The sequence below is a fragment of the Salinicola lusitanus genome (assembly GCF_003206045.1).
In the GTDB taxonomy this organism is placed as follows: Bacteria; Pseudomonadota; Gammaproteobacteria; order Pseudomonadales; family Halomonadaceae; genus Salinicola; species Salinicola lusitanus.
Map to the genome: position 1 here is coordinate 399,279 of NZ_PZJM01000004.1, position 21,208 is coordinate 420,486.

At 62.4% G+C, this 21,208-nt stretch carries 21 protein-coding genes; 7 read left to right on the forward strand and 14 right to left on the reverse strand.

The window, feature by feature from the left end; all coding sequences use genetic code 11:
* The first annotated feature begins 43 nt into the window (after positions 1-43).
* Complete coding sequence (msrA, locus tag DOM45_RS09045; RefSeq protein ID WP_110599654.1) at positions 44-682, forward strand: peptide-methionine (S)-S-oxide reductase MsrA; 639 nt, start codon at positions 44-46, stop codon at positions 680-682.
* 57 nt (positions 683-739) lie between these two features.
* Here the strand turns inward: msrA and DOM45_RS09050 are convergent, their stop codons facing one another.
* The 9 genes from DOM45_RS09050 to DOM45_RS09090 form a co-directional block, all read right to left on the reverse strand.
* Positions 740-1,768 (reverse strand): hydrolase, encoded by a 1,029-nt coding sequence (locus tag DOM45_RS09050; protein WP_110599656.1) that lies wholly within the window; start codon positions 1,766-1,768, stop codon positions 740-742.
* A 7-nt stretch (positions 1,769-1,775) separates the two neighbouring features.
* Positions 1,776-3,113, reverse strand: a complete 1,338-nt coding sequence (gene pepQ / locus DOM45_RS09055) for a Xaa-Pro dipeptidase (RefSeq protein ID WP_110599658.1) — start codon at positions 3,111-3,113, stop codon at positions 1,776-1,778.
* The gene (locus DOM45_RS09060; RefSeq protein ID WP_110599660.1) at positions 3,110-4,048 is read right to left on the reverse strand and encodes a LysR family transcriptional regulator; all 939 of its coding nucleotides are present in this window, start codon (positions 4,046-4,048) and stop codon (positions 3,110-3,112) included. The genes pepQ and DOM45_RS09060 overlap by 4 nt, the downstream gene beginning before the upstream one ends.
* Before the next feature lie 118 nt (positions 4,049-4,166).
* Entirely contained in the window at positions 4,167-5,222 is a 1,056-nt protein-coding gene (locus DOM45_RS09065; RefSeq protein WP_110599662.1) for an ABC transporter ATP-binding protein, read from the reverse strand.
* Positions 5,219-6,235: an ABC transporter ATP-binding protein gene (locus DOM45_RS09070; RefSeq protein WP_110599664.1), complete on the reverse strand. Its 1,017-nt coding sequence runs from the start codon at positions 6,233-6,235 to the stop codon at positions 5,219-5,221. The genes DOM45_RS09065 and DOM45_RS09070 overlap by 4 nt, the downstream gene beginning before the upstream one ends.
* A gap of 4 nt (positions 6,236-6,239) precedes the next feature.
* Positions 6,240-7,181 carry an ABC transporter permease gene (locus DOM45_RS09075; RefSeq protein WP_110599666.1) on the reverse strand — a complete coding sequence of 314 codons (942 nt, stop codon included), beginning with the start codon at positions 7,179-7,181 and terminating at the stop codon, positions 6,240-6,242.
* Entirely contained in the window at positions 7,178-8,224 is a 1,047-nt protein-coding gene (locus DOM45_RS09080) for an ABC transporter permease (RefSeq protein WP_110599668.1), read from the reverse strand. Before DOM45_RS09080 ends, DOM45_RS09075 begins: the two co-directional genes overlap by 4 nt.
* Complete coding sequence (locus tag DOM45_RS09085) at positions 8,221-9,810, reverse strand: ABC transporter substrate-binding protein (RefSeq protein WP_110599670.1); 1,590 nt, start codon at positions 9,808-9,810, stop codon at positions 8,221-8,223. Before DOM45_RS09085 ends, DOM45_RS09080 begins: the two co-directional genes overlap by 4 nt.
* Positions 9,811-9,989: 179 nt before the next feature.
* Positions 9,990-10,634, reverse strand: a complete 645-nt coding sequence (locus tag DOM45_RS09090; RefSeq protein ID WP_110600451.1) for a carbonic anhydrase — start codon at positions 10,632-10,634, stop codon at positions 9,990-9,992.
* A gap of 220 nt (positions 10,635-10,854) precedes the next feature.
* Here DOM45_RS09090 and gorA point away from each other — a divergent pair, with 220 nt between their 5' ends.
* The 4 genes from gorA to DOM45_RS09110 all read left to right on the forward strand — a co-directional run bounded on the left by gorA (position 10,855) and on the right by DOM45_RS09110 (position 14,949).
* Positions 10,855-12,216, forward strand: a complete 1,362-nt coding sequence (gorA, locus tag DOM45_RS09095; RefSeq protein ID WP_110599672.1) for a glutathione-disulfide reductase — start codon at positions 10,855-10,857, stop codon at positions 12,214-12,216.
* A gap of 357 nt (positions 12,217-12,573) precedes the next feature.
* Positions 12,574-13,152 carry a diaminobutyrate acetyltransferase gene (gene ectA / locus DOM45_RS09100; protein WP_110599674.1) on the forward strand — a complete coding sequence of 193 codons (579 nt, stop codon included), beginning with the start codon at positions 12,574-12,576 and terminating at the stop codon, positions 13,150-13,152.
* 50 nt (positions 13,153-13,202) lie between these two features.
* The gene (ectB, locus tag DOM45_RS09105) at positions 13,203-14,468 is read left to right on the forward strand and encodes a diaminobutyrate--2-oxoglutarate transaminase (protein ID WP_110599676.1); all 1,266 of its coding nucleotides are present in this window, start codon (positions 13,203-13,205) and stop codon (positions 14,466-14,468) included.
* Positions 14,469-14,553: 85 nt separating this feature from the next.
* A complete protein-coding gene (locus tag DOM45_RS09110) occupies positions 14,554-14,949 on the forward strand; it encodes an ectoine synthase (RefSeq protein ID WP_110599678.1) in 396 nt (131 codons plus the stop codon).
* 86 nt (positions 14,950-15,035) lie between these two features.
* On the opposite strand, the gene cyoE is transcribed toward DOM45_RS09110, so the two are convergent.
* The 5 genes from cyoE to cyoA are packed head-to-tail and all read right to left on the reverse strand — an operon-like array spanning position 15,036 to position 19,867.
* Positions 15,036-15,929 carry a heme o synthase gene (cyoE, locus tag DOM45_RS09115; protein ID WP_110599680.1) on the reverse strand — a complete coding sequence of 298 codons (894 nt, stop codon included), beginning with the start codon at positions 15,927-15,929 and terminating at the stop codon, positions 15,036-15,038.
* A 7-nt stretch (positions 15,930-15,936) separates the two neighbouring features.
* Positions 15,937-16,269 (reverse strand): cytochrome o ubiquinol oxidase subunit IV, encoded by a 333-nt coding sequence (cyoD, locus tag DOM45_RS09120; RefSeq protein ID WP_110599682.1) that lies wholly within the window; start codon positions 16,267-16,269, stop codon positions 15,937-15,939.
* Between the two features lies 1 nt (position 16,270).
* Positions 16,271-16,888, reverse strand: coding sequence for a cytochrome o ubiquinol oxidase subunit III (cyoC, locus tag DOM45_RS09125; protein WP_110599684.1), 618 nt, complete (start codon positions 16,886-16,888; stop codon positions 16,271-16,273).
* Positions 16,889-16,890: 2 nt separating this feature from the next.
* Positions 16,891-18,873 carry a cytochrome o ubiquinol oxidase subunit I gene (gene cyoB / locus DOM45_RS09130; RefSeq protein WP_110599686.1) on the reverse strand — a complete coding sequence of 661 codons (1,983 nt, stop codon included), beginning with the start codon at positions 18,871-18,873 and terminating at the stop codon, positions 16,891-16,893.
* Between the two features lie 4 nt (positions 18,874-18,877).
* A complete protein-coding gene (cyoA, locus tag DOM45_RS09135) occupies positions 18,878-19,867 on the reverse strand; it encodes a ubiquinol oxidase subunit II (RefSeq protein ID WP_342588719.1) in 990 nt (329 codons plus the stop codon).
* Between the two features lie 413 nt (positions 19,868-20,280).
* On the opposite strand from cyoA, the gene DOM45_RS09140 reads away from it, so the two are divergent.
* Complete coding sequence (locus tag DOM45_RS09140) at positions 20,281-20,739, forward strand: transcriptional repressor (RefSeq protein ID WP_110599690.1); 459 nt, start codon at positions 20,281-20,283, stop codon at positions 20,737-20,739.
* A 22-nt stretch (positions 20,740-20,761) separates the two neighbouring features.
* Positions 20,762-21,205: a phosphoribosyl-AMP cyclohydrolase gene (gene hisI, locus DOM45_RS09145; RefSeq protein WP_110599692.1), complete on the forward strand. Its 444-nt coding sequence runs from the start codon at positions 20,762-20,764 to the stop codon at positions 21,203-21,205.
* The last annotated feature ends 3 nt before the right edge of the window (positions 21,206-21,208 follow it).

Genomic DNA, 21,208 nt, shown 5'->3' on the forward strand with positions numbered 1-21,208 from the left:
GCGCCCTCAGCGCACGTCGGCCTCGATCATCCGGAGGCAAGCCATGTTTCAACGACGTTCCGATTCACTGCCGACCGCGGAGACGGCGCTGCCGGGCCGCGACACCCCCCTCGAGATCCGTGGAGAACATCTGCTCACTGGCGTCTCGATGCTGCCGCCTTTCCCGGCCGGCACCGAACAGATCGTGCTGGGACTCGGGTGCTTCTGGGGCGCCGAGCGGCTGTTCTGGGAGTTGGATGGCGTGACCGTCACGGCGGTGGGTTATGCCGGCGGGATCACGCCCAATCCGACCTACGAAGAGACCTGTACCGGGAAGACCGGGCATGCCGAGGTCGTGATGGTCGTCTACGACCCGGCACGGATCACCCTCGAGTCGCTGCTGGGCACGTTCTGGGAAGCCCATGATCCGACCCAGGGGATGCGTCAGGGCAACGATCTCGGCACCCAGTACCGTTCGGCGATCTACACCACCAACGAGTCGCAGCGAGCGACGGCGGAGCAGAGCCGAGACGAGTACCAGGCAGCGCTGCGGTCGCAGGGGCTCGGAACGATCACCACCGAGATCCGCCCGCTGGAGACGTTCTATTATGCCGAGGAGTATCATCAGCAGTATCTGGCCAAGAATCCCAACGGCTATTGTGGCTTGAAGGGAACTGGCGTCACCTGCCCGATCCCGGCTTGACCGGGAGCCGGGCGCCATCCTCCAACAGCCGCCCTCCGGCGCCGCTGTCCACCGGCTCTACGGATGGGGCAGGTGAGAAGGCGTCGCTCGCTCGAGTTGGCGTGGCGCCCACTGTCGCAGCTGTTGCTCGATGCGGCGCGTCAGCCAGGAGCGAAGGCGTCCACCGCGTCGCTCCACGTAACCGACATGCCCGCCATGACGGGCGATCTCGACCCGGACCGATGGCGAGGGTGGCGGCAGCCGCGAGAACAGATCCCCCGGCATGAATGGGTCGTCTGCCGCATGCAGGATCAATGTCGGCAGCTCGATCTCACCCAGCAGCGGGCCAGCCGATGCCCGACGATAGTAGTCGCTCGCGGAACGGAATCCATGCAGCGGGGCGGTAACGTCATTGTCGTAGGCCCAGAAACTGTTCAGCCGACGAATCTGGCCCGCGTTGATCTTGAGCGGCAGCGGCGTCGTCTGTAGCCGGGTCAGCACCTTGTGCTTGAGCTGGCGCAGCAGATAGCGTTGATAGACGCGGGAGATGCCGCGGTTGAGGGTGTCCGCGCTCGCCGCCAGATCCAGCGGCGCATTGATCGCGATGGCCCCCGCCAGCGGCAGGCTGTCGCCCCCCTGTTCGGCAACCAGTTTCAACAACATGTTGGCACCCAGCGAAACGCCGGCGGCCACCATCAGCGCCTGGGGATAGCGCTGTGCCAGTTGCCCCACGATCCAGTACGCATCGGCGGTATCACCTGAATGGTAGGCCCGCGGCAGTCGATTGGGCGTCTGTCCGCAGCCGCGAAAATGCATCAGCACGGCGCGCCATCCCATTGCCGCCGCCGCGTGGAGAAGCTCGCGGGCATAGGGGGAGTCGAAGGATCCCTCCAGGCCGTGAAACAGCAGGAATATCGGCGCATCGGCTCGCGACGGGGCCGGCCGGGCCCAGGCCAGCTCCACGAAATCGCCATCCGGCAGATCGACGATTTCGGTCTCTCGCGCCAGCTTCCGCCCGGGCAGGAGCCGGGGCAGCAGCGTCTGAACGTGGGCGTTGCGCAATCCCGCCGGCGCCCGGAAGTCGGCCGCTACGATCGTGCTTGCCATGGCGAGCTCAGCCCTCGACGACGGATGTGCCCTGGGTCAGGTTGTCGTGACCATCGGTAGTGATGATCACGTTGTCCTCGATACGGATGCCGCCATGATCTTGCAGGCGATCGATGGCCGCCCAGTCGACCGCGTCGCGCTGGGCGCCGTGCCGGAACGGCTCCAGCAGCATCGGGATCACGTAGAGTCCGGGCTCGATGGTCACGACCATGCCGGCATCGAGCGTTCGTGTCAGGCGCAGGGCTGGGTCCTCCGCCGGCGGTGGTAGCGGCGTTCCCCGGTCATCGCGCTGGCGCCCAGCCACGTCGTGAACCTGAATTCCCAGGCTGTGCCCCAGCCCATGGGGGCAGAACGCCCGGGTCAGGCCGCACGCTACCGCGGCCTCGGCGCTGAGCTTAACCAGCCGAGTCTCCACCAGCAGCTCGGCCAGATGGCGGTGCATTTCCCGATGCAGATCGACGAACGACAGGCCCGGGGCGAGGCGGGCAATGAGTCGCTGTTGATAGTCGATGACGCCCTCGAGGAGGCGCTCGAATAGCGGGTCGGCGTGGGCGGATGCCCAGGTACGGGTGATGTCCGCCGCGTAACCGGCATGGGCATGTCCTGCGTCGACCAGCAGCGACCGCGGCACCTCGGGCGCTTCCAGGTCGTAGTGCTGATAGTGAAGGGTACCGGCATGGTGATTGATGCCGATGATGTTCTGGTAGGGAACCTGGAATTCGCGCTGACGGGTCGCGGCGAGGTAGGCGAGCTGGATGTCGAGTTCGCCGGCGCCATCGGCGAAGGCGGCGCGGGCCGCCTCGTGGCCCGCCAGGGCCCACTGGTTGGCGACGAACAGGCAATGACGTTCGTGATCGTCCTTGCGCATGCGGAGTTCGTCCAGTGCCGCCAGCAGCCCCGGTGGGTTGAGTTCGGCGCCCAGAGGCATCGCCGAGGCATCCAGGTCGCCGATCACCGCCAGTCGCCGTGCGGAGATCTGGCGCGGCGGCGGCCAGCCGGTGTCACGCAACGGCTCCAGCGTCATCATCTGCGCCAGCACGCCCGTCGGCGCCGGCGTGGGGAGATGCCAGAAGTCCGCCGGGGCGTAGTAATACCAGCGGGGCATGCTGCCCGGCTGGATCAACAACCAGTCATGCTGGTGGTGGCTCGCACCGGTCCAGTGGACGAAGTGTCCATAGCTCCTGAAAGAGGTCTCCTGATCGTCGGCAAAATGAACGCCGGCATGGCCGCTGTAGATGAGCACGGCGTCGAACCCCTGAGTGGCCAGGATGCTGGCATAGGCAGCCTCCAGGCGTTCCAGATGGGCGCGTTGGCGTGTCTCGGCGCTAGCGGTTTGAGAGCTCATGGCGCGTGTCCTGTCGTTGACGTTGTCGTCGAGCCGGTGGCGAGCTGCTGCAGCAGCCCCGGCAGTGAGGGGTGACGGCTATCGTGACGAAAATAGAGGCGCAGCGACAGCGGCACGTCCCAGCGCTGATCGCCGGCCCGGGTCAGTTCGCCGGCTTCGAGCAGGTGGCGAACGGTGCGCCAGGGTAACCATCCGAGCCCATAGCCCTGCTGCACCAGTTCGCGAATGTTGGATGTCTGGATGTTTTCGTTGAGCGTGGCCAGGTGGACTTCCTGACGGGAACGTCCCCAATGGGCGTGTAGCGCCGCCGCGATCAGGCCACTGGGGTGATAGGCGATGTGCGGCACCGGCTCACGCTTGCTGCCCGGCAGCATGAAGCGCGGTTGACCATCGAGATTGGCCAGGCTGACGGGCACCAGGCGCTCTTCGCCGATCTCGAGATAGCGCACGCCCCCGAGGTCGAGTTCCAGCGCCGTGCGACTCTCCGGCCAGTAGCACAGTGCCAGATCCACCTCGCCGCGTTCGAGCGCCTGAAAATACTCCCCGACCAGCCAGCTCGTGGCTCGCAGGTAGGGCTCCACCTGGGCATGAAGGGCGTGGGCCTCCAGCCAGCCCGGGACGAAATGCGTGACCAGGCTCTGTGGCGCAGCGAGCTTGATGCGGCGGGCGTCTTCATGGCCGAGGTTCTTCAGTCGCTCCCGCGTCACTCGCACCCGCTCGGTGATCTGCTGGCACAGGATCAGGAACTCCTCGCCGGCCGGAGTCAGGCTGAGCGGCAGAGTCTGGCGGTTGATCAGCGTGGTCCCCATCGACTCCTCGAGCAGTTTGATGCGTCGCGAGAAGGTCGGCTGGGTGACGTTCTGCTGATCGGCAGCGCGGGAGAAATGACGCGTTTCGGCCAGGACGATGAAATCCTCTAGCCAACGTAGTTCCATGGCTTTCTCTATCGTGGATCCTGCTGTTGCGAGGCACCGGGCGGCGAGTTGGCGTAGCGTGGCGTCGACCCGGGACAGCCTACCCGATGGGCCCGGGGTCGCCTATTGGTGACTGCCATCAGATGCGTCCCTCCTCGACGGCATGGCAGGCGATCCGATGGCCCTCGGCGAGTGTCCGCGGCGATGGACGCTCGCGCTGACAGCGGCTGTTGGCGTGCGGACAGCGGGCGCGAAACACACAACCGCTCGGCGGCTCGATCGGCATCGAGGTCTCACCGTTCAGGCGCATCGTCTGAACCTGGCCATCCCGCAGCCTGGGGCTCGCCGCCAATAGCGCTCGGGAGTAGGGGTGACGAGGATTGGCGAACAGCGTGTCGGCGTCCGCCAGCTCGCAGATCGTGCCCAGGTACATCACCGCGACTCGGGTGGCAAAGTGTTCGACGACCGCCAGATCGTGGGTGATCAACAGATAGGTCAGGCGACGTTCCGCCTGGGCGTCCATGAGCAGGTTCAGGATCTGGGCCTGCACGGAGACGTCCAGGGCGGAGACGGGCTCGTCGGCAATGATGAACTCCGGGTTCACGCTAAGGGCCCGGGCGATGGCGATACGCTGTCGCTGGCCGCCGGAGAACTCGTGCGCAAAGCGCTCGCTCCAGCCGAGGTCGATCCCCACGTCGGCCATCAGCGCATCGGCGCCGTCGCGCACCCGGGCGCGCGACCAGTCGGTATGGTGAAGGCGAATGGGCTCCTCGAGCGTCTGGCGTACCGTCAGACGAGGATTGAGCGAGGCGAAGGGGTTCTGAAAGATCATCTGCAAGCGCCGACGGTAGGGTCGCCACTGATTCGCCGTCAGATGATCGACACGCTGGCCGTCGTAATGCACTTCGCCGCTGCAGGGGGAGAGCAGTCCCGCGATCAGACGCGCCAGGGTCGACTTGCCACATCCCGATTCGCCCACCACGCAGAGCGCATCGCCACGCTGAATCTCCAGATCGACACCGTTGACCGCATGAATTCGCTGACGCCGCCAGGCGCGGGAGCGCTTGTCGAACCGCCACGGCAACAGGCGTTCCGGATGCAGCGCGAAGCGCTTGCTGAGCCCTTCGACCCTGAGCAGCGGCGTCGGCGCATCGGCGGCACGACCCAGCGTCTGCAGCGAATCGGCCGGCGTCATATCGTCTCCTCCTCGATGGGCAGGGTAGCGATCAGTTCCCGCACCCAGTGGCAGGCGACCTGGCTCTCGCCGGAGACGACGGCCTCGGGGACCCGCTCGCTGCAATCCCGGCGAGGCTGGCCCTGGGGCGTGAGGCGGTAGCGACAGCGTGGATGGAAGGCGCATCCCGCCGGCACCTGGGAGAGACTCGGCATGTTGCCGGGGATCTGGGCCAGCGGCTGCCGTGGCAGTGCCATCTGGGGCAGGGCGTTGATCAAGCCCTGGGTGTAGGGGTGCTGGGCGTCGTTGATGATCGCCCGGGTCGGCCCCTGCTCGACGATGCGGCCCGCGTACATCACCAGCAGCCGCTGTGTCAGCCGGCCGATGACCCCCAGGTCATGGGAGATCACGATCAGACCGACGTTGTGCTTCTCGCACAGGTGCTTGAGCAGGGCGATGATCTCCGCCTGGATGGTGACATCGAGCGCGGTGGTGGGTTCGTCGGCAATGATGATGTCGGGGTCGAGCAGCAGGGCGATGGCGATGACGATCCGCTGGCAGAGGCCACCGGACAGCTGGTGCGGATACTGCGCCAGGCGCTGCTCGGGAGACGACACCTGGACCTGGCGCAGCTTTTGCAGGGCCACGCTCCTGGCGCGGCGGGAGGAGATCCGCCGATGCGCCTTCAGGCTCTCGATCATCTGCTGGCCGATGGTCAGCACCGGATTGAGCGTCGTCAGCGGATCCTGGAAGATCATCGCCACCCGGTTGCCCCGGATCCGGCGCAGCTGGCGATCGGACAGCCGGGTCAGTTCATGCCCCTCGAAGCGAACCCGGCCCCGGGCGATGCGGCCCGGGCGGGAGAGCAGCCTCAGCAGACTGAAGGCGAGCACCGACTTGCCGGCGCCGGATTCGCCCACGATCCCCAGCCGCTCGCCGCGATCCAGCGCGAAGCTCACGTCGCGTACCGCGCGAATCTCGCCGTGCCTCAACGGGAAACGCACATCGAGATGCTCCACTTCCAGCAGCGCCATGCCATTAACCCTTGTAGAGACGGGGATTCATCGTATCGCGCAACCAGTCCCCCAGCAGGTTGACGACCAGCACCAGCAGCACCAGAAACAGACCGGGCAGCAGCGTGATCCACCAGGAGCCTGACTGCAGGTAGTCGAACCCGGACTTGATCAGCGACCCCAATGAGGGCTTGGTCTCGGGCATGCCCAGGCCCAGGAACGACAGCGCCGCTTCGGCCATGATGGCGTTGGCGATCTGGACCGTGGAGAGCACCAGGATCGGCGACAGGGTATTGGGCAGAATGTGCCGCCACATGATGCGGTAGCTGGAGAAGCCTAGGACTCGGGCCGCCTCGACGTACTCCTTGCGCTTCTCCGCCAGCACGCTGGCCCTCACCGTGCGGGCATACTGCGGCCACTCGCTCAGGCCGATGATCGTGATCAGGATCGCGACGCCATAGTCGCCGTAGAATGCGCCGCCGAAGGCCGCCTTGACCACGGCACCGACCACGATGGCCATCATCAGGGTCGAGAACGATAGCTGGATATCGGCCAGCCGCATCAGCAAAGCGTCGACGACGCCTCCTCGATAACCGGCGAGCAGCCCCAGCACCGTCCCCAGCAGGGACTGGACGAGCACCGCCCCGAAGCCGATCGCCAGCGAGACGCGAGCGCCGTACAGCATGGTCGACAGCAGATCCCGCCCCTGGGCATCGGTACCCAGCGGGTGGCCAGGCTCGCTGCCGGCGATCCAGAACGGGGGCAGCTCGGAATCGAGCAGGTTGATCTGGGCCAGGTCGTAGGGATTGCTCGGGGCGATCCACGGGGTCAGCAGCAGTCCGATCATCAGCAACCCGAACAGCAGCAGACAGATCTGGGCACGCCGGTCTCGCTGCAGCCGGTAGAGGAAATAGGAGTCGCGAAAGCGGCGCCATGCGGTGGATGGGGAGCCATTCTCGAAACTCATGCCGCCCTCCCGCTCAGCGTTACCCGTGGATTCAGGCCCCGGTAGAGCAGGTCGACGAGGGTATTGGTCACCACGAATATCAGCCCGACCACCATCAGGTAGGCGACGATCAGCGGCATGTCGGCCCGTTCGATGGCATCGAGGAACATCAGACCGGCGCCGGGCCACTGGAACACGGTCTCCGTCAGCAGGGTATAGGCGACCAGCGTACCGATCTGGACCCCGCCGAGGGTTACCACGGGCAAGAGGGTGTTCTTGAGCGCGTGCAGGAAGTAGATCCGTGACGGTCGCAAGCCTCTGGCCCTGGCGTACTTCACGTAATCCGACTCCAGCACCTCCAGCATCTCGGCATGAATGAGACGGACGAACAGCGGCAGCATGACGAACGCCAGGGAGAGGGCGGGAAGCAGCAGATAGAGAAGGCCCTGCCACGAGGCGAAGTTGGTGTACCAGACACCCCAGACGTGGACGGGGTTGCCACGGCCGTAGGCAGGCATCCCGCCCTGGATGGAGAGCAACTGGTTGAGCCACTGCCCCCAGCCGGTGCCGGTGGGGAACAGCGTCACCTGGATGCCGATCGAGAAGAGCTGGATCAGCACCATGGCGCTCAGGAAGACCGGCACCGAGATACCGATCAGCGATAGCCCCATCAGCCCCCGTGACAGCCAGCTGCGAGGCCGGATCGCGCAGAAGATGCCCACCGGCACCGACAGTAGCAGGGTGATCATCGCACTGGCGGCAACCAGCTCCAGCGTGGCCGGGAGGTAGCGTGCGATGACATCGAGCGCAGGCTCATGGAAGAAATAGGAGTCGCCGAAGTTCAACTTCACGGCGTCGCCGGCGAAATCCAGGTACTGCATCCACAGCGGCCGATCCAGGCCGAGCGAGTGCCGCAGCGCCGTGGACTCGGCATCGGTCGCCGTCGGCCCCAGTAGCTGCCGAACGGGATCTCCCAACCCGTCCTGAATGGCGAATCCGATCACGCTGATGACGAACATCACCGCCACGGCCTGCAACAGCCGACGCATCAGGAAGAATATCATCGGGGCTGGACCACCACGTCACCCAGGTAAGGCATGTTCATCACGTTGAGCACCGGGGCGATCTCGACGCGATCGGCCGCCGCCCAGGCGAGATTCTGCCAGTACAGGGGGATAAACGGGGCGTCGTCATGAATCTCCTGCTCGGCCTGCTGCAGTAGCCGGGCTCGCGCCGCCGGCCGCATGGTGAGGTTTGCCCGCTTCACCAGCGCATCGATCCGTGGATTGCAGTATTCGCTGGCATTGTACTGGCCCGCGCCGGTCTCGGCGTCGGGACAGAAGGTCAGGTACTCGAAAAAGTTGGCGGAGTCGCCGGTATCCGAATACCACCCCATCATCATCATGTCGGCCGCGCGGTTGTCGTACTCGGCCCAGTACTGGTTCTTGGGCAGGGTCTCGAACTCGACGGTGACATTGATCTTGGCCAGCATCGCGGCGATCGCCAGCGCCACCTGGGCGGTCTGGGCATCGTTGACGTAGCGGTTGTTGGGCGCCATCAGGGTAACCGAGAATCCATCGCCATAACCGGCTTCGCGCATCAGCTCGCGAGCCCTGGCGAGATCGTGGCGCGGGATCAGCGTCGGAACATGGCCCTCGTATCCCTGGGGTGACATCTGGGCCGCGGGGGTCGCGAACCCCTTCAGCAGGCGCTCGGCAATGGCGGTCTGGTTGACCGCGTAGGCGAAAGCCAGGCGCACGCGCCGGTCGCGGAAGGCCGCTACCCGCTGCTCGTTGAGCTGCAGCATGGTGATGCGGGTGCCGGGCATGGTGACCAGCTTGACCCCTTCGGCGTGACGAAGCCGCTGGACCGCATTGAACGGGACCGGGGAGATGAAATCGACGTCGCCGGAGAGCAAGGCGGCGACGCGGGTGGCGTTCTCGGCGATGGGCGTCATCACCAGGCGCTCGACATTGCCGGGGGAGTCGGTGTCCCAGTAGTTCGGGAACCGCTCGAACTCGATCCTGGCGCCGGGCTGGCGTTTCACGACCTCGAAGGGACCGGTGCCCGAGAGGTGGCCCGAGGCGAATGAATTGCCGTTCTTGACGATATCGCTCTTGTCGAGACCTCCGCCCGAGGTGCCGGAATAGAACTGGCTGTCCATCGGGAAGATATAGGTCGCAAGGTTGAGCAATAGCGGGTAGGGCTGACGCGTTTCCAGGTCCACGGTGAATGCGTCCACGGCTTCTACCCGGCTTATCGGCGCGAAGATGGCCCGGAAGTCCGGGCTCCGCTGCAGCCGGCGCAGCGTCCAGACGACATCCCTGGCGGTGAACGCATTGCCGCTGTGGAAGGTGACGCCGTGGCGTAGATGGAAGCGCATCGTCGTATCGTCGAGCTGCTCCCAGCGGGTGGCGAGGCGAGGCTCGAAATCGAGCTCGCGATTCCAGCGAACCAGCGGGTCGAAGGCCAGGTGCGACAGCTGAAGCATGCCGATGGAGAGCTGTTCGTGGATGTCCAGCGAAACCGGGTCGGTATCGTAGGCGACCCTGAGCGTGATGGGGCTGTCGTCAGCCAGCGCGGCCCCCGTCGAGAGAGGCATCAGCAGCCCCCCGACCATCAGGCCGAGCAGGAACGTTGTGAGACGCATTGCGGGTTCCGCTATTGTTATTGAACGTCGTTACCGGATCGATCGGGCTGAAGCCGAGCCTGCCGATCACCACCTTACTGATGAATGGTCGGCCAGCCCAATCGAAATGTTGTTACGCGCCATTCACTCGATGAATAGCGGCAGTGAACGCCGCGCCGCGCCGGCCTGACGAGGTGCGGTCAGCCCTGTGCGGGAATGGTCGGCTGGATCCGGATGGTCCCGGTCTGATCGGCACGGGATACGGTGCAACCCAGGTCGTTGACGCGGCCATCCTTGAGCCCGTAGACCCAGCCATGCACCGACAACGGCTGCTCTCGCTCCCACGCCCGCTGGATGATCTTGGTGCGGCACAAGTTGGCGACCTGAAGCCGCACGTTGTGCTCGCACAGACGGTCGACCTGCTCGTCCAGCGAGAGCGGTTCCATCTCCGGCCCGAGCTGCTGGTAGAGTTCGCTGACGCTGTTGAGCCAGTAGTCGACGATACCATGCTCGCCACCGGTGATGGCTGCCTTGACGCCGCCACAGCCGTAATGTCCCACGACCATGATGTGCTTGACCTTGAGCACGTCGACGGCGAACTGGATGACCGACAGCGCATTCATGTCATTGTGATAGATCAGGTTGGCGACATTGCGGTGAACGAACACCTCGCCGGGTGGCAGATCCACGATCTGATTGGCGGGGACTCGGCTGTCGGAGCAACCGATCCAGAGATAGTCGGGATTCTGCTGTTGAGAGAGTCGAGCGAAAAAGTTTGGATCGCGCAGCTGAATCCCGTCGGCCCAGTGGCGGTTCTGCTCGAGAAGAGTCTGGATATCGTTCATGACGGTGACCTGATAGTGGGGGTGGACGAACCACTGGTTCGCGATCGAATCAGCGATTCTAGGCCATCCGTCGCCATTTTCGAAGTCACCCGGTCGACCACGCGAACGCCAGCCCCATGGCACCAAAGCATTTTCTATATCACACCGATAGCCTTGGGCTTTTCCGACGTCGACGCCGGGCTGGTATGATCGCCCCAACATTTTCTCCAGGAGTCTCACAGTGGCGAATTACGATTACGACCTTTTCGTGATAGGAGCCGGGTCGGGGGGCGTCCGCGCTGCGCGTACGGCGGCAGCGACCGGCGCCAGGGTTGCCGTTGCCGAGGACCGCTATCTCGGCGGCACCTGTGTCAACGTGGGTTGCGTACCGAAGAAGCTTTACTCCTACGCTGCGCATTTCCACGACGCCTTCGAGGATAGCCACGGTTTCGGCTGGACGATTCCCGCATCACCGCAGTTCGACTGGGCCACGCTGCGCGACAACAAGATCGAAGAAATCAAGCGTCTCAACGGCATCTACGGCCGCTTGCTGGACGGCGCCGGCGTCAAGCTCATCAACGGTCGCGCCAAGGTCGTCGACACCAACGCCGTCGAGGTCAACGGCGAGCGTATCACCGCCGAGAAGATACTGGTCGCGGTCGGCGGCTGGCCGTGGACACCGGAGTTCGAAGGAAGCGAACTCACCGTCAACTCCAACCAGGTGTTCGATCTCGACAGCTTCCCTCGACGCTTCCTGGTATTGGGCGGTGGCTATATCGCCGTCGAGTTCGCCAGTATCTTCAACGGGCTGGGGGCGGACACCCACCTGATCTATCGCGGCGAGCTGTTCCTGCGGGGATTCGACCAGGAGGTGCGCGAATTCACCCGTGACGAGATGGCGAAAAAAGGCGTCAACCTGCACTTCGAGACCAACATCGAACGCATTCGCCAGGTCGAGGGCGGACTCGAAGTGACATTGACCAACGGCGACCGGCTCGAGGTGGATGCGGTGCTGGCCGCCACGGGTCGCCGTCCGCATCTCGAAGGTCTGGGACTGGAAGCGCTCGGTGTCCAGCTCGACACCGACGGCACGCTCAAGGTCAACGAGCGTTTCGAGTCCTCCGTACCCTCGATCCTCGCGCTGGGAGACGTCACCGGAGGTCCCGAGTTGACGCCCGTCGCGCTGGCAGAAGCGATGCACCTGGTTCAACACCATTTCGGTGACAAGACGCCGCCGCCGCTCGACTACGAGAATATCGCGACAGCGGTGTTCTGCCATCCCAACATCGGTACCGTCGGTCTCTCGGAAGAGGAGGCTCGGGCCCGGTTCGATGCGATTCGCGTCTACAGCGCCGATTTTCGCCCGATGAAGCATACGCTCTCCGGCAGTGACGAGCGTTGCCTGATGAAGCTGGTGGTCGATGACGCCAGCGATCGCGTCGTCGGGGCCCATATGGTTGGCGACGAGGCAGGGGAGACCATTCAAGGTATCGCGATTGCCGTGCGCGCCCGCCTGACCAAGGCAGACTTCGATGTCACGGTGGGTATTCACCCGACCGCGGCGGAGGAGTTCGTCACCATGCGAAGCGTCACGCGACGCTGATCGCCTCGAATCGGCTGCCTTTCAATGACCGCCGCTGAGGCGGTCATTGTCGTTTCACGCCAGGACCGTCTGCCGGTCGCTCCCCCAATGGTGGCACCGGAACCCGCTTTTCCGCACCTCTTCTATCGCTCGCGCTCGTACCGTTCTCAGCGAAGGGCCGTCTTTCGGTCGCGCTTCCAGAGTTTCCCGCTTTGCCACACCTTTTTTTCGCTTCTCGTCTAGACTCAATAGCCAGAAGGCTAGAGCCACCCGTATAAATAATATTTATTGATTCAGCGCTGGAAAATAACCTGCCGTTTGAAGCATCTCCGGCACGCTGTTATCCTTGTTCCCACTTTCGCCATAATGATGATGACGATGACCAATCCCAACCCGGCGTTCACCCCATCGGCAGATCTGGCACGACCGACGGTTGCCGATGCCGTCGTGGGCAAGCCAGACATGCCCCTGTTCATTCGCAAACCCACGACGGAAGACGGGTGGGGAATCTATGAACTGGTGAAGGCTTGCCCGCCACTGGATGTCAATTCCGGATACGCCTATCTGCTGCTCGCGACCCAGTTCCGTGACAGCTGTGCCGTCGCCACGACGGAAGAGGGCGAAATCGTTGGGTTCGTTTCCGGCTACGTCAAGGCTGCCGCACCCGACATCTACTTCCTGTGGCAGGTCGCGGTGGGCGAGAAGGCACGCGGGACCGGCCTGGCGCGGCGCCTCGTCGAAGCCGTGCTGACCCGCCCGGAACTCGCCAGCCTGAATCATCTGGAGACCACGATCACCCCCGACAACCAGGCCTCGTGGGGATTGTTCAGGCGTCTTGCGGACCGCTGGCAGGCGCCGCTCATCAGCCGCGAATATTTTTCGACCGATCAACTGGGCGGCGAGCACGATCCGGAGAATCTCGTCCGAATCGGCCCGTTCGACCCGCAACGCATCTAGGGCGGATCGCGATCCACGCCTTATCACTTATCGCCAACCAGGGAGGTTGTATGCAGACCCAGATTCTCGAACGCATGGAATCCGAAGTCCGGACCTATTCTCGCTCCTTTCCCATCGTCTTCACCAAGGCGCAGGGCGCACGGTTGACCGCGGAAGATGGCCGCGAGTACATCGATTTTCTCGCCGGCGCCGGCACGCTGAACTACGGCCACAACCATCCGAAACTCCAGCAAGCGCTGGTCGAGTACATCACGTCGAATGGCATCGTCCACGGCCTCGACATGTGGACCGCAGCCAAACGCGACTATCTGGAAACCCTGGAAGAGGTGATCTTCAAGCCGCGCGGCCTGGACTACAAGGTCCACCTGCCTGGCCCCACGGGTACCAATGCGGTCGAGGCGGCCATCCGACTGGCTCGTGTCGCCAAGGGTCGTCACAACATCGTCACCTTCACCAACGGCTTCCATGGCGTCACCATGGGAGCGCTGGCAACCACGGGAAATCGCAAGTTCCGCGAAGCGACCGGCGGCATCCCGACTCAGGGCGCCAGCTTCATGCCGTTCGACGGCTATCTCGGTGAAGGCACCGACACGCTCGACTATTTCGAGAAACTGCTGGGCGACAAGTCGGGTGGGCTGGACGTGCCCGCTGGCGTGATCATCGAGACGGTCCAGGGCGAGGGCGGCATCAATCCGGCCGGCCTGGACTGGCTGAAACGCCTCGAGAGCATCTGCCGGGCCCACGATATCCTGCTGATCGTCGATGATATCCAGGCGGGATGCGGCCGTACCGGCAAGTTCTTCAGCTTCGAGCATGCCGGCATCGTGCCCGACATCATCACCAACTCGAAATCGCTGTCCGCCTACGGCCTGCCGTTCGCGCACGTGCTGATGCGCCCGGAACTGGACAAGTGGAAGCCAGGTCAATACAACGGCACCTTCCGTGGCTTCAACATGGCGTTCGTGACGGCTGCCGCGGCGCTGCGCCACTTCTGGAGCGACGACAAGTTCGAGCGTGACGTCCAGCGTAAAGGCCGCATCGTCGAGGAGCGGTTTGCCCGAATCGCCGCCTCATTGACCGAGATGGGCTACCCCGCGAGCGAGCGTGGTCGCGGTCTGATGCGCGGTATCGATGTGGGCGATGGCGACATCGCCGACAAGATCACGGCGAAAGCCTTCGAAAATGGTCTGGTCATCGAGACCGCTGGCCAGGACGGGCAGGTCATCAAGTGCCTCTGCCCGCTGGTCATCACCGACGAGGATCTGTTGGAAGGCCTGGACATCCTGGAGCGCAGTGCCAGAGAAGCTTTCGCCTGAGTCTCGATTATCGACGGTCTCGAGCGGCCTGTGGGCCGCTCTCCCATTTTTTCAGCAGCAGTCACTCACCAAGGAGTTGTTATCGATGATCGTACGTAATCTCGAGGAATGCCGGAAAACCGATCGTTTCGTCAAGGCGGAAAACGGTAACTGGGACAGCACTCGGCTGATGCTGGCCGACGACAATTGCGGTTTCTCGTTCAATATCACTCGTATTCATCCGGGTACGGAAACCCACATTCACTACAAGAATCACATCGAGGCGGTGTTCTGCTACGAAGGTGAGGGTGAGGTGGAAACCATTGCCGATGGCAAGATCCACAAGATCAAGGCCGGCGACATGTACCTGCTGGATCAGCACGACGAGCATTGGCTGCGTGGCAAGGAGAAGGGCATGACCGTGGCTTGCGTCTTCAGCCCGGCACTCACCGGCCGCGAAGTCCATCGCGAAGACGGTTCCTACGCGCCGGCCGACGACTGACATCGACAGCAGGTCGGTGCGCCTGCGCACCCGCAGAAGAAAAAAGACCGCCGAGGCGGTCTTTTTTTTGGCTCGAGACTGCCTCGTCAACGCAAGGCGAACGAAACCAGCGACTCGGTCATCGGCACGCGGCTGTCCACGGACATCATCACGCTAAGGGCCGTCACCACCAGGATCGAGATACCGAACACCTTGCGAGCCCAGGCTCCATCATTGGTGGCGCGATATCCCTTGAGGGTAATGCCGAACCAGTACGCCCCGACGGCGACGGCGACGATGGCGTATGCCCAGCCAGTGTAGCCGGATACCGAAAGCATCACCGACGCGACCACGAACAGTGCCGTATAGATCACGATATGTCGCTTGGCCACGGCGATGCCGCATTTCACCGGCAGAACCGGAATCGACGCCGACGCGTAGTCGTCGAAGCGGAAAATGGCGATCGCATAGGAGTGCGGCATCTGCCACATGCTGAAGATGATCAGCAGCAGCAGGGCGCCCAGATCGAACTGCCCCGTCACTGCGCAATAACCGATCACCGGCGGCGAGGCGCCGGAGAGACTTCCGATCAGGGTGCTATAGACCGAGTGTCGTTTGAGATAGAGGCTATACGCACCGACGTAGATGGCGAACCCGAAGGCAGCGAATCCGGTCGCCAAAGGGGTCGTCATCCATGCCAGCAAGCCGAATCCGGCGAAACCCAGCAAGCCTCCGAGCAGCAGGGCAATCGGTATCGATATCTCGCCGGTCACCATGGCGCGGGACTGCGTCCTGGCCATATGCCCGTCGATATCGCGATCGATCACGTTGTTGAAGACGCAACCCGAAGCGACCACGAGCGATGTGCCAAGCACTGCCGCCAGAAACAGCCACGGTTCGAAACGGCCACCGGCGGCCAGAAAGTAGCCGCCGATGACTGTGACGAGATTGCCGAAGATGATGCCGGGCTTGGTAAGCAGCAAATAGGGCTTCAAGGCCATTTGCAGGCTAGCCCAGCATCATGTTGACGTGGATGTTGTGCATGATCCAAAGCGAACCACCAACGATCAGCGTCAAGATGCCGATGGTGAACACGAAGGAAATCACGTTCCAGCCACCTTCGGCCTTGGTGTTCAGGTGCATGAAGAGAATCAGCTGCACCAGCACCTGGATCACGGCGGTGACCACCACCGTCACCATCATGACCGGAAGGCTGAAGCTGCCGGTCATGACGACACCGAACGCAATCAGCGTCAGCACGATCGAGAGAACCAGCCCAATGGTATAGGACTTGTAGCTGCCGTGACTGGCGCCGTCGTGCGAGGTATGAATGTCGCTCATATCACATGGCTCCCATCAGGTAGACGAACGAGAAGACACAGATCCAGACGATGTCCAGAAAGTGCCAGAACAGGCTGAGGCACAGCATGCGTGGCTTGGTCACGCTGTCCAGACCCTGCCTGGAGATCTGGAAGAACATGATCGCGATCCAGATCAGACCGAACGTCACGTGCAGGCCGTGGGTGCCGACCAGCGTGAAGAAGGCCGACAGGAAGGCGCTGCGATCCGGACCGTGGCCCTGGGCGATGAGGTGATGGAACTCGTACACCTCCATCGCGACGAAGCCGAAGCCGAGCAGGAAAGTGACGGCGAGCCACTTGAGTACGGCACCGCGATCGCCGGCGTTCTGAGCCAGGACTGCCAGACCGAAGGTGAAACTACTGATCAACAGCAGGAAGGTTTCGACCAGCACGAAGGGCAGTTCGAAGATTTCCTGGGACGTGGGGCCGCCGGCGGTGGCCGTGGCCAGCACGCCGAAGGTCGCGAACAGGGTGCCGAAGATCACCAGGTCGCTCATCAGGTAGATCCAGAACCCGAAGACCTTCATTGCACCGGCGTCGTGGTGCTCATGCCCGTCGTGGGCATGAGCGTCGTGCTGCTTGAGTGTGTCGGTTGCCATGATTAAGCCTGCATCTCCAACCGTTTGTGGTATTCACGCTCGGTCTTTTCGACCTCGGCAGCGCTGACGTGGTAGTCGGTATCCTTGTTGAAGATACGGAACATGAACGTCACGAACATGCCGATCGCGCCCAGGCCGACCAGCCACCAGATGTGCCAGATCAGCGCGAAGCCGAAGAATAGGCTGAACAGTGACAGGATCGGACCTTCCGCGGTGTTCTTGGGCATGTGAACGTCCTCGAACTTGGTCGCGAGCTCCCGTTTGAAGCCACCCGGCTGCTGCTTCATCTCCCAGTAGCTGTCGATGGAATCGACCTTGGGCAGATAGGCGAAGTTGTAGTTCGGGGGCGGGGAGGAGGTCGACCACTCCAGCGTGCGACCATCCCACGGGTCACCGGTCAGATCGCGATTTTTCTCACGGTCGCGGATACTGACGATCAGCTGGATCACGATGCAGGCGATACCCATGGCGATGACCACGGCGCCGAACCAGGCAACGATCATCAGCGGCTGCCACTCGGTCTGCTCGTAGGACTGCATGCGACGCATGGCACCGAAGAAGCTCAGCGCGTAGAGCGGCATGAAGGCCAGGTAGAAGCCGACCAGCCAGCACCAGAAGGAGCGCTTGCCCCATTTCTCGCTCAGCGTGAAGCCGAACGCTTTCGGGAACCAGTAGGTGAAGCCGGCCATCATGCCGAAGACCACGCCGCCGATGATGACGTTATGGAAGTGGGCGATGACGAACAGGCTGTTGTGCAGCACGAAGTTCGCACCCGGTACCGCCAGCATGACGCCGGTCATGCCACCCAGGGTAAAGGTGATGATGAAGCCGATCGTCCACAGCACCGGTGTGGTGAACTGGATACGACCACGATACATCGTGAACAGCCAGTTGAAGATCTTCACCCCGGTCGGGATGGCGATGATCATCGTCATGATGCCGAAGAAGGCATTGACGTTGGCGCCAGCGCCCATGGTGAAGAAGTGGTGCAGCCAGACGATGAAAGAGAGCACGGTGATCGCGGCGGTCGCCCAGACCATGGTCTTGTAGCCGAACAGGCGCTTCTTGGTGAAGGTCGCGATGACCTCGGAGAAGACGCCGAAAGCCGGCAGGATCAGGATATAGACTTCCGGATGTCCCCAGGCCCAGATGAGGTTGACGTACATCATCTGGCTACCGCCCATGTCATTGGTAAAGAAGTGCATGCCCAGATAGCGATCCAGGGTCAGCATGGCGATGGTGGCGGTCAGGATAGGGAACGACAGGATGATCAGGACGTTGGTGCAAAGCGCCGTCCAGGTAAAGATCGGCATGCGAAACAGCGTCATGCCCTGGGTGCGCATCTTGAGAATGGTGACGAAGAAGTTGATACCCGTCAGCGTCGTCCCGATCCCCGATAGCTGTAACGCCCATATCCAGTAATCGACGCCGACGTCCGGACTGTATTGCAGCTCCGATAGTGGGGCATACGCCAGCCACCCGGTCTTGGCGAATTCGCCGACGACCAGCGACACGTTGACCAGGATCATGCCCGCCGCGAACAGCCAGAAGCTCAGGTTGTTCATGAACGGGAAGGCGACGTCGCGGGCACCGATCTGCAGCGGCACGACCAGGTTCATCAGGCCGATGACCATGGGCATGGCGACGAAGAAGATCATGATCACACCGTGAGCGGTGAAGATCTGATCATAGTGGTGGGGCGGCAGGAACCCTTCGGCACCGCCGGCCGCGAGGGCTTGCTGGGATCGCATCATGATGGCGTCGGCGAAGCCGCGGATCAGCATCACCAGCGCGACCAGGAAGTACATCACACCGATCTTCTTGTGATCGATGGACGTGACCCACTCGGTCCAGAGATAGCCCCACTTGCGATAGTAGGTAATCAGACCGACGACCAGGGCACCAACGATACCAATGACCGCTGCGGTGACCATGATGATCGGCTCATGGTATGGAATCGAATCTAAACTGAGTTTTCCGAACATGACGTTACTCCGCTGCCTGCGCACTCATGGGCATTGAAGACTCCCGTGCTTCGTTGTGCTCGCCATGGCTATCGGGACCGCCGTGACCAGCTTTATAACTTTTGATCAGATCGCCGTAAAAGTCGGGCGAGACCTGCGAGAAGTACTCCACCGGGTTGGCAATGGAGGGTTTGGCAACCTGCTCGTAGTCTTCCGGAAACATCATGGTGTCAGGAGACTGCTTGACCTTGTCGACCCACGCCTGAAAATCCGCATCCGACGTCACGTGGGCGTCGAAGAGCATCTCCGAGAAACCTTCGCCGCTGTAGTGTGTCGAACGACCACGGAAGGTGCCCACTTCGTTGCCTTCCAGATAGACGTCGTTGTCCATGCCGGCCATGGCGTAGATCTGGCTTCCGAGGTTCGGAATCATGAAAGAGTTCATGACCGTACCCGAGGTGACCCGGAAGTGGATCGGAGTGCCCACCGGAATGGCCAGCTCGTTGATCGTGGCGATACCTTCATCGGGATAGATGAACAGCCATTTCCAGTCGAGCGAGATCGCATCGACGGTCATGGTTTCATCTTCGCTGGCGATGGGCTTGTGTGGGTCGAAGGAGTGCGACGTCTGCCATGTCAGGATGGCGAGGAAGAAGATGATGACGCACGGAATTGCCCAGACAAATACCTCGATGATATTCGAGTGTTCCCAGTTCGGCGTGTATTTGGCCGCGAGATTGGTCCCGCGATACTTCCACGCAAACAGGATGGTCATCACGATGACCGGGATTACCACGATCAACATCAAGCCAAAGGCCGTGATGATCAACGACTTCAGACCCTGGCCGATCTGGCCGGATGGATCCATGAGTGCTGATCCACAACCACTCAACAGCAGTGGCGTGGTTAGCCACGTCATCACGCTCAAATACTTGAGGGAGTTCCTTTTTCTCATCTCACGACCCCAGTGGAGGAAAGCTTTTCGGCGCTGCAACAATCGGTTAGCGGCATGCATCATACGCCGCTAGCCAGGGCTGACAACTCTGACACGACGCGCAATGGCGCACTGAGCATCCGACGTCGCCAACGAAGTAGGGATTTCGCGGTCGGCATTGTACCGAAAATTTGGCTTCTGATCAGAGGAAGGCGGGAAACTCTCCGCCTGTGTGGCGATTTGTCGCAGAGCGTCGCGGTCCGTTTTTGACCATCTCGATCAGCGTAGCCCAACTCGATGGCGATCTCAGAGTTTTCGTCGTGCAAGTGCGCGTCATGGCACATTATCCTTATTCGCATAATATATATTATGTTAAATACCCTATCTCGACATGGCGGCGACGACTGCCAAGGCCCTGCCAGCCGGCCTCCCCGGTGGCTCCCCGCCACGCGAGCGCGTAGAATGTGCTGCTGTCGATGATAACGGGAAATTCGATGCTCGATTCGGATGTGCTGCTGAGACAGGCAGATCAACAGTGTCAGGAACGCGGCGTCCGTTTTACGCCGATTCGCCGCCGCGTACTGGAGATGATATCCAGCACGCCGGGAGGCCTGAAAGCCTACGATCTGCTCGACCGACTATCGGACGAGCACGCTTCCGCGCGCCCACCGACCGTCTATCGGGCGCTGGACTTCCTGATCGAGCAAGGCCTGGTTCATCGAATCGAATCGCTCAATGCCTATATCGCCTGCCCGTGTCCCGAACACGTGCATCGCTTCCAGCTGTTGATCTGCCGGCACTGCGGCCGTGTCGAAGAGCTTCATCAGGAAGTCGTCGGCGAGATGCTGTCGCGGACCGCAAGGGAGCGAGGATTCACGATCCAGCGCCAGACCATCGAGCTGCTCGGTGCTTGCGATGCCTGCCTCGAGAGCGATTCAGCCTCGTCTGACTGACTTTCAACCTACGGTGACACCCATGTCCGGCCTTTTTCACGATCTCGAGCGCTCCTCATCTGGCGCTCGCGTCGCTATCGGCGAGCTACTCACGGCAGCCAGGTGGAACGCCGACGGACTGATGCCCGCCATCGCGCAGCAGCACGATAGCGGCGAGGTCCTGATGATGGCGTGGATGAATCGTGCGGCGCTGGAGGAGACACTGGCTACCGGACGCGTCTGTTACTGGTCCCGCTCCCGGCAGGCGTTCTGGCGCAAGGGCGAGACATCGGGCCAGCAACAGCATCTTGTCGAGGCCCGCCTCGACTGCGATGGCGACACCTTACTGCTGAAGGTGGATCAGTCGGGCCCCGCCTGTCATACCGGTCGACGTCACTGCTTCTATCTGCGCCTGACCCCGGAGTTCGGTGAAGTCGACAGCAATCCCCTGATCTCACCGGAAACGCTCTACGGCCAGAAACGCTGAGGC

Bases quoted from the DNA above. Each gene is read 5' to 3' on its own strand.
- msrA (WP_110599654.1), top strand. From the start codon at position 44: ATGTTTCAACGACGTTCCGATTCACTGCCGACCGCGGAGACGGCGCTG.
- DOM45_RS09050 (WP_110599656.1), bottom strand. From the start codon at position 1,768: ATGGCAAGCACGATCGTAGCGGCCGACTTCCGGGCGCCGGCGGGATTG.
- pepQ (WP_110599658.1), bottom strand. From the start codon at position 3,113: ATGAGCTCTCAAACCGCTAGCGCCGAGACACGCCAACGCGCCCATCTG.
- DOM45_RS09060 (WP_110599660.1), bottom strand. From the start codon at position 4,048: ATGGAACTACGTTGGCTAGAGGATTTCATCGTCCTGGCCGAAACGCGT.
- DOM45_RS09065 (WP_110599662.1), bottom strand. From the start codon at position 5,222: ATGACGCCGGCCGATTCGCTGCAGACGCTGGGTCGTGCCGCCGATGCG.
- DOM45_RS09070 (WP_110599664.1), bottom strand. From the start codon at position 6,235: ATGGCGCTGCTGGAAGTGGAGCATCTCGATGTGCGTTTCCCGTTGAGG.
- DOM45_RS09075 (WP_110599666.1), bottom strand. From the start codon at position 7,181: ATGAGTTTCGAGAATGGCTCCCCATCCACCGCATGGCGCCGCTTTCGC.
- DOM45_RS09080 (WP_110599668.1), bottom strand. From the start codon at position 8,224: ATGATATTCTTCCTGATGCGTCGGCTGTTGCAGGCCGTGGCGGTGATG.
- DOM45_RS09085 (WP_110599670.1), bottom strand. From the start codon at position 9,810: ATGCGTCTCACAACGTTCCTGCTCGGCCTGATGGTCGGGGGGCTGCTG.
- DOM45_RS09090 (WP_110600451.1), bottom strand. From the start codon at position 10,634: ATGAACGATATCCAGACTCTTCTCGAGCAGAACCGCCACTGGGCCGAC.
- ectA (WP_110599674.1), top strand. From the start codon at position 12,574: ATGACCAATCCCAACCCGGCGTTCACCCCATCGGCAGATCTGGCACGA.
- ectB (WP_110599676.1), top strand. From the start codon at position 13,203: ATGCAGACCCAGATTCTCGAACGCATGGAATCCGAAGTCCGGACCTAT.
- DOM45_RS09110 (WP_110599678.1), top strand. From the start codon at position 14,554: ATGATCGTACGTAATCTCGAGGAATGCCGGAAAACCGATCGTTTCGTC.
- cyoE (WP_110599680.1), bottom strand. From the start codon at position 15,929: ATGGCCTTGAAGCCCTATTTGCTGCTTACCAAGCCCGGCATCATCTTC.
- cyoD (WP_110599682.1), bottom strand. From the start codon at position 16,269: ATGAGCGACATTCATACCTCGCACGACGGCGCCAGTCACGGCAGCTAC.
- cyoC (WP_110599684.1), bottom strand. From the start codon at position 16,888: ATGGCAACCGACACACTCAAGCAGCACGACGCTCATGCCCACGACGGG.
- cyoB (WP_110599686.1), bottom strand. From the start codon at position 18,873: ATGTTCGGAAAACTCAGTTTAGATTCGATTCCATACCATGAGCCGATC.
- cyoA (WP_342588719.1), bottom strand. From the start codon at position 19,867: ATGCATGCCGCTAACCGATTGTTGCAGCGCCGAAAAGCTTTCCTCCAC.
- DOM45_RS09140 (WP_110599690.1), top strand. From the start codon at position 20,281: ATGCTCGATTCGGATGTGCTGCTGAGACAGGCAGATCAACAGTGTCAG.
- hisI (WP_110599692.1), top strand. From the start codon at position 20,762: ATGTCCGGCCTTTTTCACGATCTCGAGCGCTCCTCATCTGGCGCTCGC.